Below are 17438 nucleotides of genomic sequence, written 5' to 3'. Positions count from 1 at the left end.
TCAGAAGACCTGGACCAGCACCGCCGCGATGATCACGACCGCGCCGGCCGCCACCGCGACGGCGAGCACCGCCGGGAACCGCGAGCGTGGTAGGTCGGTGCCGTGCCGCATGGCCCGCTCGGTCCGCACCCAGTGGTCGACCGCGCGCAGCGCCACCAGGGCGCCGAGCACCAGCAGCAGGATCGCGATGATCTCGCGCAGGTGGCGCACCGGCAGTGGGGGAAGGAACTGCGCGCACGCCAGGCCACCCGCGATCAGTGCCAGGCCGGTCCGGATCCAGGCGAGGAAGGTGCGCTCGTTGGCGAGGGAGAAGCGGTAGTCGGGAGTGGTGCCTGTCAGTGACGGGTTGAACCACTCTCGCAACACACCGTTGATTATTGACCCACGGGGTCCAGAAGGTGGTGCCAGAGATTGCGGACTTCGTCACTCACGCAGGCCTCCCGCGGGCGGCCGCAGCGGCACCACGGAGAGTCCGGGCCGCCTCGCCCATGGGACTGCGGCATCGGCTCTTCGGGACGTGAGGGAGTATGGGTCGTGGATGGGCTCACGCCCTCCACGAGTGAGACGTTTTGACCGGACATGTCTGACACCTCCTCATTGCCCACTGTAGCGATCACGGTCGGGGCGTGGGTGAGGTGTGTCACTCTGGGTGGCCGGCAACAGCGATGCTACTGACGGGTAACCTGGCTGACATGTCCGCCGCCCGGCAACCTCGGCGGCCGTGGACAGGGTCGACCGCAACGGTGCGTTCAATACAGGAGGGTCGTAGGAGCGCGATGAACATCGTCGTACTGGTGAAGCAGGTGCCCGACTCCGGTGCCGAGCGCACCCTTAGCGCTGACTACTCGGTCGACCGGGCGTCGGCGAGCAACGTCATCAACGAGATGGACGAATACGCCATCGAGGAAGCGCTGAAGATCAAAGAGGCGCACGGTGGCGAGGTGACCGTCCTGACCGTTGGTCCGGCCGGCGCGACCGAGTCCATCCGCAAGGCTCTCTCCATGGGCCCGGACAAGGCCGTCCACGTGCAGGACGACGCCCTCCACGGCTCCTGCGCGGTCGCCACCTCCAAGGTGCTCGCCGCCGCGCTGCGCACCCTGAACGCCGACCTGATCATCAGCGGCGCCGAGTCCACCGACGGCCGGGTCCAGGTCGTCCCGCACATGCTGGCCGAGCTCCTCGGTGTGGCCGCCCTCACCGGCGCCCGCAAGCTCACCGTGGACGGCTCCCAGCTGACCGTCGAGCGGCAGACCGACGAGGGCTACGAGGTCGTCACGGCCGCCACCCCGGCGATCGTCAGCGTCTGGGACACCATCAACGAGCCGCGGTACCCGTCCTTCAAGGGCATCATGGCCGCCAAGAAGAAGCCGGTGCAGAGCCTGTCCCTGGGCGACCTGGGCGTCTCCGCCGGCGAGGTCGGCTCGGCCGGCGCCACCAGCCAGGTCCTCGAGTACGCGAAGCGCCCCGCCCGTACCGGCGGCGCCAAGGTCGTCGACGAGGGCACCGGTGGCGAGCAGCTCGTCGCGTACCTGGCCACCGAGAAGTTCGTCTGAGTCCGAGGGGATAGAGAACAATGGCTGAAGTACTGGTCGTCGTCGAGAACGGCGTCAAGAAGGTCACCCTCGAGATGCTGACGATCGCCCGTGGCCTCGGGTCGGTCTCGGCCGTGGTGTTCGGCGACGCCGACACCGCGAAGCTCGGCGAGTTCGGTGCCGAGAAGATCTACACGGCGTCCGGTGAGGACGTCGACGGCTACCTGGTCGCCCCCAAGGCCACCGTGGTCGCCGAGCTGGTGAAGCGGGTCCAGCCGGCCGCCGTGCTGCTCGCCTCCACCCAGGAGGGCAAGGAGATCGCCGCCCGCCTGGCGATCAAGCTGGACAACGGCCTGCTCACCGACGCGGTCGGCCTCGACGCCGACGGCACCGCCACCCAGGCGATCTTCGCCGGTTCGGCGATCGTCAAGTCCAAGGTCACCAAGGGCCTGCCGATCGTCACCATCCGCCCGAACTCGGTCACCCCGGAGCCGTCGGCCGCCACCCCGGCCGTCGAGGAGCTGACCGTGGCCGTGTCGGACACCGACAAGCTGACCAAGGTCGTCGAGCGGGTCGCCGAGCAGAAGGGCTCCCGCCCCGAGCTGACCGAGGCCGGCATCGTCGTCTCCGGTGGCCGCGGCGTCGGCAACGCCGACAACTTCAAGCTGGTCGAGGAGCTCGCCGACCTGCTCGGCGGCGCCGTGGGCGCGTCCCGTGCGGCCGTCGACTCCGGCTACTACCCGCACCAGTTCCAGGTCGGCCAGACCGGCAAGACCGTGTCGCCGCAGCTCTACGTGGCGCTCGGCATCTCCGGCGCGATCCAGCACCGGGCCGGCATGCAGACCTCGAAGACGATCGTCGCGGTCAACAAGGACGCCGAGGCGCCCATCTTCGAGCTCGCCGACTTCGGCGTGGTCGGCGACCTCTTCAAGGTCGTCCCGCAGGCGGCCGACGAGATCCGCAAGCGCAAGTAGTCCCACGGCCCGGGCGTTGGCTCACCCTCCGGGTGGCCGATCGCCCGGGACATGCACGTGCTCGGCCCGGCGTTCATGCGCCGGGCCGTTCGCTTTCCCCAACCCCTTCCCGGTACGCGGTCCGCCGCCCCCGACCACACCATCCCGTCCCGCCGGCTCACGCGAGCCTTCCGTCACCTCCCGCCTGTTGCCGCCGCGCCGGGCGGACCCGCCGCCCTCACCCTCGACCCCACCCGGCTGGCTGCCAGCGCTGTCTCGCGCCCCGCGAGGCAGCTCTCACGGCCAGCTGGATCACCCCGGCTGGCTGCCAGTGCTGTTTCGGGCCTTGCGAGACAGCGCTCACGGCCGGCTGGGGCGGTGGTGCCTCGGGGTGAGGGCTGCCGGGGTAAGGGTGAGGGCGGCGGGTCCGCCCGGCGCGGGCGGCACCGGGCGTGAGGAAACGGAGAGGTCGCCGGTAGGGCGGGACGGGGTGGGTGTGGTCGGGGGCGGCGGACCGCGTACCGGAGCGGGTCAGTGATTTTGATCTTGGGAGGACTCGGACGGGGGCGGTGACCGGAGGACGGCCTAAGCTGGAGGCGATGGCCTACCTGGATCACGCGGCGACCACGCCGATGCTGCCCGCCGCGCTCGACGCCTATGTCGCCGCGGCGCGCGAGCTTGGAAACCCGTCCTCGCTGCATGCGGCGGGTCGTGGGGCCCGGCGCCTGGTCGAGGAGTCGCGGGAGCGGATCGCGGCGGCGCTGGGGGCCCGGCCGTCCGAGGTGATCTTCACGGGTGGCGGGACCGAGGCGGACAATCTCGCGGTCAAGGGCATCTTCTGGGCCCGGCGGGACGCCGATCAGCGGTTGCGCCGCGTGGTGGCCTCGGCGGTCGAGCATCACGCCGTGCTGGACGCGGTCGACTGGCTGGGGCGGCACGAGGGCGCCGACACGGCCCTGCAACCGGTGGACGCGGCCGGCCGGGTGGACCCGGAGGCGTTCGCCGAGCTGGTGCGCGCGCACGGCGCCGAGATCGCCGTGGTCAGCGTGCAGTGGGCGAACAACGAGGTCGGCACGGTGCAGCCGGTCGCTGAGCTGGCGGCGCTGGCCGCGGCCGCCGGGATCCCGTTCCACACCGACGCGGTGCAGGCGGTCGGGCAGGTGCCGGTGGACTTCGCGGCGAGCGGCGCCGCGGCGCTCACGCTCACCGGGCACAAGGTGGGCGGTCCGGTCGGCGTCGGCGCGCTGCTGCTGGGCCGGGACGTGACCTGTACGCCGCTGCTGCACGGTGGCGGCCAGGAGCGGGACGTGCGCTCCGGGACTCTGGACACTCCGGGCGTGGTGGCGTTCGCCACGGCCGTGGAGGCGGCCGTCGCCGGCCGGGACGAGCACGTCAGCCGGGTGGCGGCGCTGCGCGACGACCTGGTGGAGCGGGTGTGCGCGGCGATCCCGGACGCGATCTACAACGGCGACCCGGCCGACCGGCTGCCGGGCAACGCCCACTTCTCCTTCCCGGGCTGCGAGGGCGACGCGCTGCTGCTGCTCCTGGACGCGCAGGGCATCTACTGCTCGACCGGTTCGGCGTGTTCGGCCGGGGTGGCCCAGCCCAGTCACGTGCTGCTGGCGATGGGCGCCGACGACCCGCGGGCCCGCTCGTCGCTGCGGTTCAGCCTGGGGCACGACAGTACGAAGGCGGACGTGGACGCGCTGCTCGCGGCGCTGCCGGGTGCGGTGGAACGCGCCCGCCGGGCGGGGGCCTGGAAGACACCCAGATAGGCTGGGAGCATGCGTGTTCTCGCTGCCATGTCGGGCGGTGTCGATTCGGCGGTCGCCGCCGCGCGCGCCCGTGACGCCGGCCACGATGTCACCGGCGTGCACCTCGCGCTCGCCCGTAACCCCCAGACGTTCCGGACCGGGGCGCGCGGCTGCTGCACCCTGGAGGACTCGCGGGACGCCCGCCGGGCCGCCGATGTGATCGGCATCCCGTTCTACGTGTGGGACATGGCGGAGGAGTTCCACGACAGCGTCGTCGACGACTTCGTGAACGAGTACGCGGCCGGCCGTACCCCGAATCCCTGCCTGCGCTGCAACGAGAAGATCAAGTTCGCGGCCGTGCTGGACCGGGCGGTGGCTCTGGGCTTCGACGCGGTGGTCACCGGCCACCACGCCCGGCTGGGTGCCGACGGCCTGCTGCGGCGCAGCGTCGACCTGGCCAAGGACCAGTCGTACGTGCTGGCCGTCCTGACCCGGGCCCAGCTCGACCGGGCGATCTTCCCGCTCGGCGACTCGACGAAGGAGCGGGTCCGGGCGGAGGCCGCCGAGCGTGGGCTGGCCGTGGCCGACAAGCCGGATTCGCACGACATCTGCTTCATCGCCGATGGTGACACCCGCGGGTTCCTGGAGAGCCGCCTCGGGTCGGCGCCCGGCGACATCGTGGACGGGCGGACCGGCGAGCGGCTCGGCACCCACAACGGGGCGTACGGGTTCACCGTCGGCCAGCGCAAGGGCCTCGACCTGCGGGTTCCCGCCGCCGACGGCCGTCCCCGCTACGTGCTGTCGATCACCCCGGTGACCAACACGGTGACCGTCGGCCCGCGCGAGGACCTGGAGGTCGACGTGGTCACCGCCGACCGGCCGATCTGGCACGGTCCCGCGGAGTCGGTGACGTGCGAGGTTCAGCTGAGGGCGCACGGCGAGGTGGTCCCGGCCGCGGTGGCGGTCTCCCCGGACGCCCTGGTCGCCACGCTCGCGTCGCCGATGCGAGGCGTCGCCGCGGGTCAGGCGATCGTCGCCTACCGGCCGGATCCGGAGGGGGACATCGTGCTCGGCTCGGCGACGATCACGGCCGGTTCCCGGGTGTCGTCGCATGCCTGATCTCCCCTGGGGTGCGGGCGTCGCCACCGGCATCGGCTCGCTGCCCGGCACCGACATCGCCGAGGCCCAGCGGATCGTGCTGGGCGAGCTGCCCGGCCTGCCGCACCTGCCCGAGCTGCCCGACCGCGGCCCGGGCGCGGACATGATCGGCCGGACCGCCGGGTTCCTCGTCGAACTGCCGGTGCAGGTCTACGCCGGCCGCTGGCAGATCGCCTCGCGGCCGGGCAAGGACCTGCGGCGGACCGCGGATCTGCTGGAACGCGATCTGGACCAGCTCACCGAGCAGGCCGACGGATACTCCGGCCCGCTGAAGATCCAGGCCGCCGGACCGTGGACCCTGGCCGCGAACCTGGACCTGCCGATCGGCGGGCGGATGCTGCGTGACCCGGGCGCGGTCCGGGATCTGACCGACTCGCTGGCCGAGGGGCTGCGCCGGCACGTGGCCGAGGTGCGCAAGCGGGTGCCCGGGGCCACCGTGCTGCTCCAGCTCGACGAGCCGTCGCTGCCCGCGGTGCTGGCCGGGCAGGTGCCCACCGAGAGCGGGCTCTCCGCGTACCGGAAGGTGGACGGGCCGGACGCCGCGTCCCGTCTGCGGACGGTGGTCGAGGCCGCCGGCACCCCGGTCCTCGTGCACTGCTGCGCGCCGGACGTGCCGTTGCCGGTGATCCGGGACGCCGGCGCCGCCGGGGTCGCCTTCGACCTGTCGCTGCTCACGGACCTGGACCCGCTCGGAGAGGCGATCGAGGCGGGGCTGGGGATCTTCGCCGGGGCCGCGCCGACCCGTCCGGTCGCCGGCCGCCGCCCGGAGTCGAAACAGATCGCCGACCGGGTGCGGACCCTCTGGCAGCGGCTCGGCTTCCCGGCCGCCCGGCTGCCCGAACAGGTCGTGATCACCCCGGCCTGCGGCCTGGCCGGCGCGCCGATCGGCTACGTCCGCGCGTTGCTGAAGGCGTGCACGGAGGCCGGCCGCCGGATCGCCGAGGTCTGAGAGCGGAAAGTGTCAGGGGGTGGGACTACCGTGCCACCTAGGTATTCCTGACACGGAGGTTCGGTTCAGTGGCTACACCAGAGGCATCTTCCCGGCATGCCGAGCTGGCCGACGAGATCCGCGAGCACCAGCACCGCTATTACGAGCTCGACGCGCCGACGGTGTCGGACGCGGAGTTCGACCTGCTGCTGCGCGAGCTGGAGGCGCTGGAGACGGAGTTCCCGGAGCTGCGCACCCCCGAGTCGCCGACCCAGATGGTCGGCGGCACGGCCACCGGCGACTTCCCCAAGGTCGAGCACGCCGAGCGGATGATGTCGCTGGACAACGTGTTCAACCTCGACGAGCTGACGGCGTGGGCCGAGCGCGCGGTGCGGGACGCCGGCGGCCCGGTGCGGTTCCTGTGCGAGCTCAAGATCGACGGTCTGGCGATCAACCTGACCTATGAGAAGGGTGTGCTGGTCCGCGCCGCCACCCGTGGCACCGGGCGGGTCGGTGACGACGTGACCCCCAACGTGCGGACCATCGGCGACATCCCGGAGCGGCTGACCGGCGACGACGTGCCCGACCTGGTCGAGGTGCGCGGCGAGATCTACTTCCCGGCCGAGGCGTTCGCGGCGCTCAACGCGATGCTGGTGGAGCAGGGCAAACCGACGTACATGAATCCCCGTAACGCCGCCTCCGGCAGCCTGCGGCAGAAGGACCCCCGGGTCACCGGGTCGCGCGGGCTCGGCATGGTGGTGCACGGGCTGGGCGCACGGGAGGGGTTCGGCCCGGCCTCGCAGTCGGCGGCCTACGCGGCGATGAAGGCGTGGGGCCTGCCGGTCAGCGAGCGGTGGCGGCTGGTCGACGACCTGGCCGGGGTGCGCGAGTTCATCGAGTTCTACGGCAAGCACCGGCACGACGTCGAGCACGACATCGACGGTGTGGTGGTGAAGGTCGACGACGTCTCGATCCAGGGCCGGCTGGGGTCGACGAGTCGGGCGCCGCGGTGGGCGATCGCCTTCAAGTACCCACCGGAGGAGGTCACCACCAAGCTGCTCGACATCGCGGTCAACGTGGGGCGCACCGGCCGGGTCACCCCCTATGCGGTGGTGGAGCCGGTCGTGGTGGCCGGGTCCGAGGTCGAGTTCGCGACCCTGCACAACGCGCAGGAGGTGGTCCGCAAGGGCGTGCTGATCGGCGACACCGTGGTGCTGCGCAAGGCCGGTGACGTCATCCCGGAGATCCTCGGTCCGGTGCTGGAGCTGCGGCCGGCGGACGCGCGGGCGTTCGTGATGCCCACCGAGTGTCCCGACTGCGGCACGCCACTGGCTCCCGCGAAGGAGGGCGACATCGACATCCGTTGCCCGAACTCGCGGTACTGCCTGGGCCAGCGTCGTGAACGCCTGACCTATGTCGGTCATCGCAACGTCCTCGACATCGACGTGCTCGGGGAGAAGTCGGCCCGGGCGCTGATCGACTCGGGGGTGCTGTTCGACGAGGGCGACCTGTTCGACCTCACCGAGGAGGATCTGCTGCGCGCCCCGTTCTTCGTGAAGAAGGACGGCACGCTCGGCGCCAACGCGGTCAAGATGCTGGCGAGCCTGGCGGAGGCGAGGAAGCGCCCGCTCGCCCGGATCCTGCGGGCGCTGTCGATCCGGCACGTCGGGCCGGACGCGGCCGGCGCGCTGGCGCTGGAGTTCGGCTCGATGGCGGCGCTCGAGGAGGTCGTCGCCCGGCCCCTGACCCCGCCCGAGGCCGAATCCGAAACCGTGACCGAGGAGGCGACCGCCGCGAAGCGCCCCGCCAAGGTCGTCGACCCGCTCGCCGCGGTGGAGAAGGTCGGGCCGACCATCGCGGACAGCCTGCGCGAGTGGTTCGCCGTCGACTGGCACCGGGAGATCGTCGGGAAGTGGCGGGCCGCGGGCGTGCGGATGGCCGACGAGCGGGTGGAGACCGGTCCCCGCACGCTGGACGGCGTGACCGTCGTGGTCACCGGCACCCTGGCCGGCTGGACCCGTGACAAGGCGGCCGAGGAGATCACCACCCGGGGCGGCAAGGTGACCGGCTCGGTGTCGAAGAAGACCGGGTTCGTGGTGGTCGGCGACAACCCGGGCAGCAAGTACGACAAGGCGCTCGCCCTCAAGGTGCCGGTGCTCGACGAGGCGGGCTTCGGGATCCTGCTGACGGACGGTCCGGAGGCGGCCAGGGCGGTGGCCGAGACCACCCCGGAAGGGTGAATCCCGGCGGATCGCACGTCTGAGAGCTAACCGACGTCTAACAACGTTTAGGCGCTTTCGGACAAAAAGCGCCATATGGATCTATGGTGTATGCGATCGGTGATCGAGGCCATCGTGGAGGTCGCATGGATGCCGCTCGTCCACGGCTGGCCGGTCCGGACCACCGCCGTGCCGTGCTTGTCACCACCGTGCCGGCCGTCGTCGCCGCCGTTCCGCTGATCTGGGCGAGCGGCGGCCTGTCACCGGCGTTCTGGACCATGGCGGTGCTGGCCGTCGTGGTGGACTCCCGGCCGTACGTGGTGCCCGGCCGCCGCGCCAGCTCGGTGATCCTGCCGTCGATCTGCTTCACCTTCGGCATCGCCCTCGCCTGGGGAGCGCTGCCGGCGGTGGCCGTGCAGACGGTGGCGGTGGCGGTCGCGGGCGCCCGGATGCGGCACTCGCCCCGGCGTACCCTGCATCTGACCGTGCAGCACGCCGTGGCGCTGGTCGCCGCGTCGGCCGTCGCCCACCTGGCGTCGCTGCGCGTCGACGACACCGCGGGCTGGTGGACGGCGGTGCTGATCTGCGCGGCCGCCGTCACCTGGATGCTCGCCCGGTACGCGGTGGCCGCCCTGGCCCGGCTGCTGACCTCGGACGCCCGGCCACGCCGGCGCCGCCGCGGCCACGCCGACCTGTTCGCCACCGCGGCCCTGCTGCTGCTCGGCCCGGTGGTGCTGGTCGCCGCCCGGGTCAGCCCGGCCCTGCTGCCGCTGGCCCTGCTGGCGCTGCACGCCGTACACCGGATGGTCCGCTGGGCCGGCGAGTTCGAGCGGGCCACCCGCTTCGACCCGCTGACCGGCCTGCCCAACCGGCGCGGCCTCCAGGCCGCGATGGCCGAGCGCGACCCGGACCGGCGCCGCGCCCTGCTCCTGATCGACCTGGACCGGTTCCGCACGGTCAACGACGCCCTCGGCCACGGCGCCGGGGACCGGCTGCTGACCCGGGTCGCCGACCGGCTGACCGCCGCGGTGCCCACCCACGACCTGGTGGTCCGGCTCGGCGGCGACGAGTTCGCGGTGCTCGCCACCCGGGTCGAGGACCCGGCCTCGGCCCGGCGCATCGCCCAGCACCTGACCGACGAGCTGAGCCGCCCGTTCCCACTGGACGGCACCCCGGTCGAGTTGAGCGCCTCGATCGGGATAGCACTGCAATCCGGCCGCCGCGACGACAGCACCCTGCTGCGCGAGGCCGAGTCGGCCATGTACGAGGCGAAACAGCGCGGCGACCAGGTCGCCGTGCACGGTCCGGACGTCGCCGAGCACACCCCCGACAAGCTCACCCTGGTCGCCGACCTGCGCACCGCGCTGCGCCGGAACCCGCCGGACGACGGGATAGTCCTCTACTACCAGCCGCAGATCGCCATCGCGACCGGCGAGGTGGTCGGGGTGGAGGCGCTGCTGCGCTGGCGGCACCCACGGCGCGGCATGGTCGGCCCGGAGGAGCTGCTCCGCGCGGCCGAGCCGACCCCGGTGATGCGGCTGCTCACCGCCCGTGTGCTGGAGGAGGTGGTGGCCCAGCTCGCGGCCTGGCGGCGGGAGCGGGCGCCGCTGCGGGCCGCGGTCAACGTCAGCGCCCGCGACCTGCACGCCGGGGACATCGCGGACCGGGTGGGCGCGCTGCTCGGCCGGTACGGCGTACCCGCCGACCTGTTGCAGCTGGAGATCACCGAGAGCGCGCTGATGGCCGACCCGCACCGGGTCCTGGAGACCACCACCCGGCTCAGCCGGATGGGCGTGGCCATCTCACTGGACGACTTCGGCACCGGCTACTCCTCGCTGCAGCATCTTCGGCGGCTGCCACTCGCCGAGGTGAAGATCGACCGCTCGTTCGTGCTGGGCATGACCACCGACCGGGGTGACGCCGCGATCGTCCGCTCGGTGATCGGCCTGGCCGACTCGCTGGGGCTGCGTGCCGTCGCCGAGGGCGTGGAGGACGAGGCCACCTGGCGGATGCTCGCGGCCGCCGGCTGTCACATGGCGCAGGGCTGGTTCCACGCCCGTCCCATGCCGGCCACCGAACTCGCCACGTGGCGACGTCGGTACCGCCCGGTCAAGCCCGGGAATCGCGGCGAAATAGACTCAGGCCCGGCAGTTAAACCGTCAAACGATGAGGGGGCAGGATGGCCGCCATCTCCCGCGAAGAGGTAGCGCACCTGGCGCGCCTGTCGCGGCTCGCCGTGACCGAAGAAGAGCTCGATCGATTCGCGGGGCAGCTCGACGTGATCCTGCAGTCGGTCGCGCGGGTCGGTGAGGTGGCCGCGGAGGACATCCCGCCGACCTCTCACTCGGTGCCGCTGACCAACGTGTACCGCGAGGACGTCCCCACCACGAGCCTCACGCAGGACGCGGCGCTGTCCGGCGCGCCGGACGCGTACGAGGGCCGTTTCCGGGTGCCGCGCATCCTGGACGAGGAGGACTGATCCGTGAGTGACCTGACCAGGCTCTCCGCCGCTGATCTCGCTTCACTCATCGCGAAGCGGGAGGTGTCGGCCGTCGAGGTCGCCACCGCGCACCTCGACCGGATCGCCGCCGTCGACGACCGGGTGCACGCGTTCCTGCACGTCGACCGGGCCGGCGCCCTCGAGGCCGCCGCCGCCGTCGACCGCGGGGAGATCACCGGCCCGCTGGCCGGCGTGCCGATCGCCGTCAAGGACGTGGTGACCACCAAGGGCGTCCCGACCACCGCCGCCTCCAAGATCCTCGAAGGATGGAAGCCGCCGTACGACGCGACCATCGTCGAGCGGCTCAAGAAGGCCGGCATGCCGATCCTCGGCAAGACCAACATGGACGAGTTCGCGATGGGCTCCTCCACGGAGTACAGCGCGTACGGCCCGACCAACAACCCGTGGGACCTGGGCCGGATCCCGGGCGGCTCGGGTGGTGGCTCGGCCGCCGCGCTGGCCGCCTACGAGGCCCCGCTCGCGATCGGCACCGACACCGGCGGCTCGATCCGCCAGCCCGGCGCGGTCACCGGCACGGTGGGCGCGAAGCCCACCTACGGCGGCACCTCCCGGTACGGGCTGATCGCCTTCTCCTCCTCGCTGGACACCCCCGGCCCCTGCGCCCGGACCGTCGAGGACACCGCCCTGCTGCACGCGGTGATCGCCGGCCACGACCCGCGGGACTCGACGTCGATCGACAAGCCCGTCCCGGACGTCGTCCGGGCCGCCCAGCTCGGCAAGAGCGGCGACCTGTCCGGCGTCAAGCTCGGCGTGGTCAAGGAGTTCAGCGGCGACGGCTCCGAGCCGGGTGTGGCCGCGGCCTTCAAGGACAGCCTGGAAGCCCTGGTCAAGCTGGGTGCCGAGGTCGTCGAGGTGTCCTGCCCGCACTTCGAGTACGCGCTGCCCGCCTACTACCTGATCGCCCCCAGCGAGTGCTCCTCCAACCTGGCCCGCTTCGACGGCGTCCGGTACGGTCTGCGCGCCGGCGACGACGGCAACCGCTCGCTCGAGGAGGTCATGTCGCTGACCCGGGAGGCCGGCTTCGGCCCCGAGGTGAAGCGCCGGATCATCATCGGCACCTACGCCCTGTCCAGCGGCTACTACGACGCCTACTACGGCCAGGCGCAGAAGGTCCGCACCCTGATCACCCGCGACTTCCAGTCCGCGTTCGAGAAGGTGGACGTGCTGGTCTCGCCGACCACCCCGTTCGTGGCGTTCCCGTTCGGATCGCGGACCTCCGACCCGTACCAGATGTACCTCGCCGACCTCTTCACCATCCCGACGAACCTGTACGGCGGACCGGCCATCTCGGTCCCGTGCGGGCTCTCCGAGGGCCTGCCGGTCGGCTTCCAGATCATGGCCCCGACGCTGGCCGACGACCGGATGTACCGGGTCGCCGCCGCGCTGGAGTCCGCCGTCGGCACGTTCACCCCGCCGGCCCTGTGAGGAGGGAGCAGAGATGAGCTACGAAGAGATCCTCACCAGGTACGAGCCGGTGATCGGCCTGGAGACGCACGTCGAGCTGGGCACCGCGACCAAGATGTTCTGCGGCTGCAAGACCGACTTCGGCGCCGAGCCGAACACCCAGGTCTGCCCGGTCTGCCTGGCCCTGCCCGGCGCGCTGCCGGTGATGAACCGGGCCGCCATCGAGGCGACCATCCGGATCGGCCTGGCGCTGAACTGTGACATCGCCGAGTGGTGCCGGATGGCCCGGAAGAACTACTTCTACCCGGACATGCCGAAGAACTTCCAGACCTCGCAGTACGACGAGCCGCTCTGCGTGGACGGCTACGTGGACGTCGAGGTCGACGGTGTCACCCACCGCATCGGCATCGAGCGGGTGCACATCGAGGAGGACACCGGCAAGACGTTGCACGTCGGCGGCGCCACCGGCCGGATCCACGGCGCCACCGAGTCGCTGGTCGACTACAACCGGGCCGGCATCCCGCTCGTCGAGATCGTCACGAAGCCGGTGCCCGGCCTGGGCGGGCTCGCTCCCGAGATCGCCAAGGCGTACGTCGCCGAGCTGCGCGACATCATCCGCTCGCTGGGCGTCTCCGACGTGCGGATGGAGCAGGGCTCGATGCGCTGCGACGTCAACACCTCGCTGAACCGCCCGGGCGAGGAGTGGGGCACCCGGACCGAGACGAAGAACGTCAACTCGCTCCGCTCGGTCGAGCGCGCCGTCCGCTCCGAGATCATCCGCCAGTCCGCGATCCTCGACGACGGCGGCAAGATCCACCAGGAGACGCGGCACTTCCACGAGGACCGGGGCGACACCAGTCCCGGGCGCTCCAAGGAGACCGCGACCGACTACCGCTACTTCCCCGAGCCCGACCTGGTGCCGATCGCTCCGGACCCGGCGTGGGTCGCCACGCTGAAGGCCGCCCTTCCGGAGAAGCCGAGCGCCAAGCGGGCCCGGCTGCGCGAGGAGTGGGGCATCACCGAGCTCGACATGCAGTCGGTGGCCAACGCCGGCGCCGTCGAGATCATCGAGGAGACCATCGCGGCCGGCGCGTCCCCGGCGGGCGCCCGCAAGTGGTGGATGGGCGAGCTGGCCCGCCGCGCCAACGAGCTGAACGTCGAGCTCACCGCGGTCGGCGCCACGCCGGCCCAGGTCGCGGCCCTGCAGAAGCTGGTCGACGAGGGCAAGCTGAACGACAAGCTCGCCCGTACCGTCCTGGAGGGTGTCGTCGCCGGCGAGGGCGACCCGGCCGAGGTGATGGCCGCCCGCGGCCTCGAGGTGGTCAACGACACGGGCGCCCTCACGGCCGCCGTCGACGAGGCCATCGCCGCGAACCCGGACATCGCCGCCAAGATCCGCGACGGCAAGATCGCCGCGGCGGGCGCCCTGGTCGGTGCGGTCATGAAGACCACGCGCGGCCAGGCGGACGCCAAGACCGTCCGCGAGTTGCTCCTGGAGCGCCTCGGCGTTTCCTGACCGATTTTGTACGGCTACGCCCGGCCCCGGGAATCCATGGGGGCCGGGCGTTGCCGTCCCCGGCCCTTTGCCGCCCGTTTCGGGCGGAGCTGCCGCCGTCCGCTCACGGCCACACCGCAGAGCCGTGGCCCGCGCGGATGAGAGCCCCTCGATCCAGCCAGAAAACGGCTAATCCGTCATATTCTGCGGAAATGCCACTGTTCTCCGCGTTAGGGGTGCTCGCCACGGTCGTAGTGGCCGGCCTGACCAACATCGGCGGCCCCCTGCTGACCACCATGACCCCACCCGTGCACCTCCCCGTCGGCGCCCCGCTGCTCACCGCCATGACCTCGCCCGACCGGCTCGCGGCCGGTGGTCCGCTGTTCCGTGCTGCGGTCCCAGGCGGGCGGCTCGCGGCCGGTGGTCCGCTGTTTCGCGCCGGGGCGCCGGGTGTCGACCGGCTCACGGTCGGCGGCCCGGGTGCGCTGGTCGACGCCGACCGGCTCGCCATCGTCCGGTTCGACGCCACCGCCGGGCAGCGTCTCACCGTACTGGCCGAACGTCGCACCCTCACCGCGGCCGACAACACCGACGTGATCATCCGCCGCATCGACGAGAAGGTGGCCGAGGGCACCCTGCTCACCACCTGGTCGTCGGCGAGCGTCGACTTCACCGCCCCGGCGACCGCCGGCTACATCATCGAGGTGAAACCCCGGGTCGCCGAACACGGAACCGTACTGCTCAGCCTGCGCGGATCGACCTCGGGCACCCTCGTCCCCGGCGGCCCACCCCGGAAGGTCACCATCGGAAAACCCGGCGAACGGGCCTTCCTCACCTTCCCGTCGCCGGCGGCACGGCATCTCACCCTGGTGGCCCGGCGAGGCACCCTGCCCCGCCAGGAGTACACCGATCTCAAGGTCACCACCCCGGCCGGCGAGACCGAGGTGCTCGGAGCCCTCGGCGAGGACAGCGACTTCCGAACCCTGAACTTCGACACCACAGCCGGCGGCGTCCACACCATCGAGGTCAACCCGGACACCACACTCACCGGCACCCTCACCGTCCAGCTGGTCGGCGCCGTCACGGCGCGCCTCACCCCCGGCGCCCCGCCGTCCCGCATCACCCTGTCCCGAGCCGGCGAGCGAGCCTACGTCACCTTCCGCGCCAAGGAGGCCGACCAGCTCCGGCTGACCGTCCGCCGGGGTTCCCTGACCGCCACCGGCCAGACCTCGGTACAACTGCTGACCCCCCTGGGCCTCGACGCCGGCTCCGGCACACTGACTGCCGAGCGCCCCACCGCATCGCTGGCTTTCAGTACCACAGCCGGCATCTACACCATCGAGATCGACCCAGAGGGCCTGGACACCGGCACACTCCAGTTGGACCTCCGCCGAATCCCCTGAAGACCAACAACAGCCCCGCCGGCACTTCGCCGCTAGCGCAGGCCATCCAGCCGACTGCCCCCTCCTCAGCCACACGAACCCAACACCGCGCCACCCACTCCGACCCCATGACCGAGGCGCTTACTCCGCCGCCCGCCGGTTCTCGCCGGGTCCCGCTGTTCCCGCCGGTTCTCGCTTCGGGTCGCGCTGTTCCCGCTGGGTCTCGCGTCGGGTCGCGCTGTTCCCGCCGGGTCTCGCGTCGGTCTCGCCGTTCCCGCCGGGTCTCGCCGGTTTCCGCCGGTTCTCGCCGGTCCCCGCCCGGGTTCCGCCGGGGTCGCGCGTACCGGAAAGGAAGTGAGAAGACGCGCGTGACCGGTCAGCGCGACGGCTGGACCGCCGAGAGGGAGGGCGCCGGGGTGGGGGACGGCTCCGGTTCGAGGCCGATGACGTTGCGCTGCATCTCCACGTTCGACTCGCCGGTGCCGCCGAGTTGGATGTCGTCGTATGCCTTGAGCTCGTTGTTCTCGTCGAAGTAGAGGACCGACAGGCTCAGCGGGGTCGCGTCCTCGCCTTCCAGGCCGCGCAGCCCGGCGCCGCCGGTCGAGCCCTCCACCATGAGGCGGGTGGTGATGGTGGGCAAGGGTGCCGTGGACGCCGACGGGGCCGGGGACGCCGACGCCGACGGGCCTGGCGGGGGTGCGGTGGGCGCGGGCAGTGTGCTCACCGAGCGGCGGTGTTTGTGGCCGGCGAGCACCAGCGGGACCAGGCCGGACAGCGGCTGGGCCATGGCCGGGTCGTGGACCAGGGCGATGTCGACCTTTTTGCCGGAGTCGCGGATCGTCTGTGCCAGTTGGTCGCCGGCGGCGGTCAGCAGCTCGGGGCTGGATTCGTCGCCGGCCGCGTTCGTCTCGCTCTTGTCGGGGGTGAACTGGGGGTCGCCGATGCCCGCGATGGTCAGCCCGTCGATCTCGGTGAGCGCGTCGTCGAGGACCACGGCGTTGCTCTGCCGGGCCACGGCGGCCTGGATCGCCGCCGAGTCGTGGTTGCCGCGCACGTAGATGTAGGGGACCTGGATCGACGGGATGGACGCCACGTACGACGTCTCGGCGCTGCTTCCCCAGTCGACCATGTCGCCGGTGTCGATCACCGCGTCGATCTCGAAGGTCTCCACCACGGTCCGGATGAGGCCCCACGACGTCGGGTTCAGATGCAGGTCGGAGACGTGCAGCAGGCGGGTGGTGTTGCCGGCCGGCTCGTACACCGGCAGCGCCGAGATGGTCGAGTAGACCCGGCTCACGTTGCCGAGGATGGCCTGGAGCTGTTCCGAGTAGCGCCCGTAGTTGTCGGCGATCCGCCGGGCGTCACCGACCACGGCGGGCGCGTTGACGAGCAGGCCCTCATAGCGTGGCTCACTGATCGAATCCGGTCGCAGCGTGGCGGCGGCCACGCCCAGGCTGCCGCCGGTGACGACCAGTGCGGTCAGGCCGGCCGCCGCCGTCCGCCGGGTGTCGCGGAAGATCAGCGCGGCCAGGACGAGCGTGCTGAGCACGGCCAGGCCCATGGTGCGCAGGCCGAGCCGGGCCACCCCGGCGACCACCTCGTCGACCGCCCGCTCGCCGGCCGTGCTGATCGCGGCCGGATTGTCGATCAGCGCCTCGGTCCGGCTCTGGTCCAGCGAGCCGAGGTCCACCCGCAGGTGCACCGGGCCGCGGTGACTGTCCAGGTGCAGCGAGCCGAGCGGTGGGATGTTCACCTCGGTGCCGCCGTGCACGGACGGGATCACCGCCATCTCGGCGCTGAACGGGCCGACGTTCAGATCGGAGCGGGCGAAGAGCATCACCCCGATCAGCGAGCCGACGATCGCGGTCAACCCGATCGCCGCCGCGACCCGCAGCCGCCGGGCCCACCGATGCCGGACCGCCCGGCCGGTCAGACCGGTGGCCGCCCGGAAGAAGCCGGCGCCGGCCCGGAGCGGCCCGGCCAGCGCCCGGAACGACCGCGTCACCGTTCCGAGGAGCGCGGAGGTGGCGGTGGCGGCGCGTCGGCGTGTGCTCCGCCGGGGCGATTCCTGGTTGGTCGGCGCCTCGCTCAT

Annotated in this window: 13 protein-coding genes; 11 read left to right on the top strand and 2 right to left on the bottom strand. The window is 72.0% G+C overall.

The window, feature by feature from the left end; all coding sequences use genetic code 11:
• A complete protein-coding gene (locus tag J5X75_RS02175; RefSeq protein ID WP_372450827.1) occupies positions 1-366 on the bottom strand; it encodes a YidH family protein in 366 nt (121 codons plus the stop codon).
• Positions 367-776: 410 nt separating this feature from the next.
• On the opposite strand from J5X75_RS02175, the gene J5X75_RS02170 reads away from it, so the two are divergent.
• From J5X75_RS02170 to J5X75_RS02120, 11 genes are all read left to right on the top strand, one after another.
• Positions 777-1553, top strand: coding sequence for an electron transfer flavoprotein subunit beta/FixA family protein (locus J5X75_RS02170; RefSeq protein ID WP_208465462.1), 777 nt, complete (start codon positions 777-779; stop codon positions 1551-1553).
• A 20-nt stretch (positions 1554-1573) separates the two neighbouring features.
• Positions 1574-2506 (top strand): electron transfer flavoprotein subunit alpha/FixB family protein, encoded by a 933-nt coding sequence (locus J5X75_RS02165; RefSeq protein ID WP_208465461.1) that lies wholly within the window; start codon positions 1574-1576, stop codon positions 2504-2506.
• A gap of 578 nt (positions 2507-3084) precedes the next feature.
• Positions 3085-4260 carry a cysteine desulfurase family protein gene (locus J5X75_RS02160; protein ID WP_208465460.1) on the top strand — a complete coding sequence of 392 codons (1176 nt, stop codon included), beginning with the start codon at positions 3085-3087 and terminating at the stop codon, positions 4258-4260.
• Positions 4261-4269: 9 nt separating this feature from the next.
• Entirely contained in the window at positions 4270-5358 is a 1089-nt protein-coding gene (gene mnmA / locus J5X75_RS02155) for a tRNA 2-thiouridine(34) synthase MnmA (RefSeq protein WP_208465459.1), read from the top strand.
• The gene (locus J5X75_RS02150; protein ID WP_208465458.1) at positions 5351-6346 is read left to right on the top strand and encodes a methionine synthase; all 996 of its coding nucleotides are present in this window, start codon (positions 5351-5353) and stop codon (positions 6344-6346) included. Before mnmA ends, J5X75_RS02150 begins: the two co-directional genes overlap by 8 nt.
• A gap of 47 nt (positions 6347-6393) precedes the next feature.
• Positions 6394-8565 (top strand): NAD-dependent DNA ligase LigA, encoded by a 2172-nt coding sequence (gene ligA / locus J5X75_RS02145; protein WP_208465685.1) that lies wholly within the window; start codon positions 6394-6396, stop codon positions 8563-8565.
• A 125-nt stretch (positions 8566-8690) separates the two neighbouring features.
• Positions 8691-10751 (top strand): putative bifunctional diguanylate cyclase/phosphodiesterase, encoded by a 2061-nt coding sequence (locus J5X75_RS02140; protein ID WP_208465457.1) that lies wholly within the window; start codon positions 8691-8693, stop codon positions 10749-10751.
• Entirely contained in the window at positions 10724-11023 is a 300-nt protein-coding gene (gene gatC / locus J5X75_RS02135) for an Asp-tRNA(Asn)/Glu-tRNA(Gln) amidotransferase subunit GatC (RefSeq protein WP_208465456.1), read from the top strand. Before J5X75_RS02140 ends, gatC begins: the two co-directional genes overlap by 28 nt.
• A gap of 3 nt (positions 11024-11026) precedes the next feature.
• Positions 11027-12490: an Asp-tRNA(Asn)/Glu-tRNA(Gln) amidotransferase subunit GatA gene (gatA, locus tag J5X75_RS02130; RefSeq protein WP_208465455.1), complete on the top strand. Its 1464-nt coding sequence runs from the start codon at positions 11027-11029 to the stop codon at positions 12488-12490.
• A 13-nt stretch (positions 12491-12503) separates the two neighbouring features.
• Positions 12504-13985 (top strand): Asp-tRNA(Asn)/Glu-tRNA(Gln) amidotransferase subunit GatB, encoded by a 1482-nt coding sequence (gene gatB / locus J5X75_RS02125; protein ID WP_208465454.1) that lies wholly within the window; start codon positions 12504-12506, stop codon positions 13983-13985.
• A gap of 191 nt (positions 13986-14176) precedes the next feature.
• A complete protein-coding gene (locus J5X75_RS02120) occupies positions 14177-15367 on the top strand; it encodes a hypothetical protein (RefSeq protein ID WP_208465453.1) in 1191 nt (396 codons plus the stop codon).
• A gap of 355 nt (positions 15368-15722) precedes the next feature.
• Here J5X75_RS02120 and J5X75_RS02115 read toward each other — a convergent pair whose 3' ends face one another.
• Entirely contained in the window at positions 15723-17438 is a 1716-nt protein-coding gene (locus J5X75_RS02115; RefSeq protein WP_208465452.1) for a metallophosphoesterase family protein, read from the bottom strand.

Origin of the sequence: Actinoplanes flavus, assembly GCF_017592555.1 — a bacterium.
In the GTDB taxonomy this organism is placed as follows: domain Bacteria; phylum Actinomycetota; class Actinomycetes; order Mycobacteriales; family Micromonosporaceae; genus Actinoplanes; species Actinoplanes flavus.
This window is presented reverse-complemented; position numbering and strand designations above follow the sequence as displayed.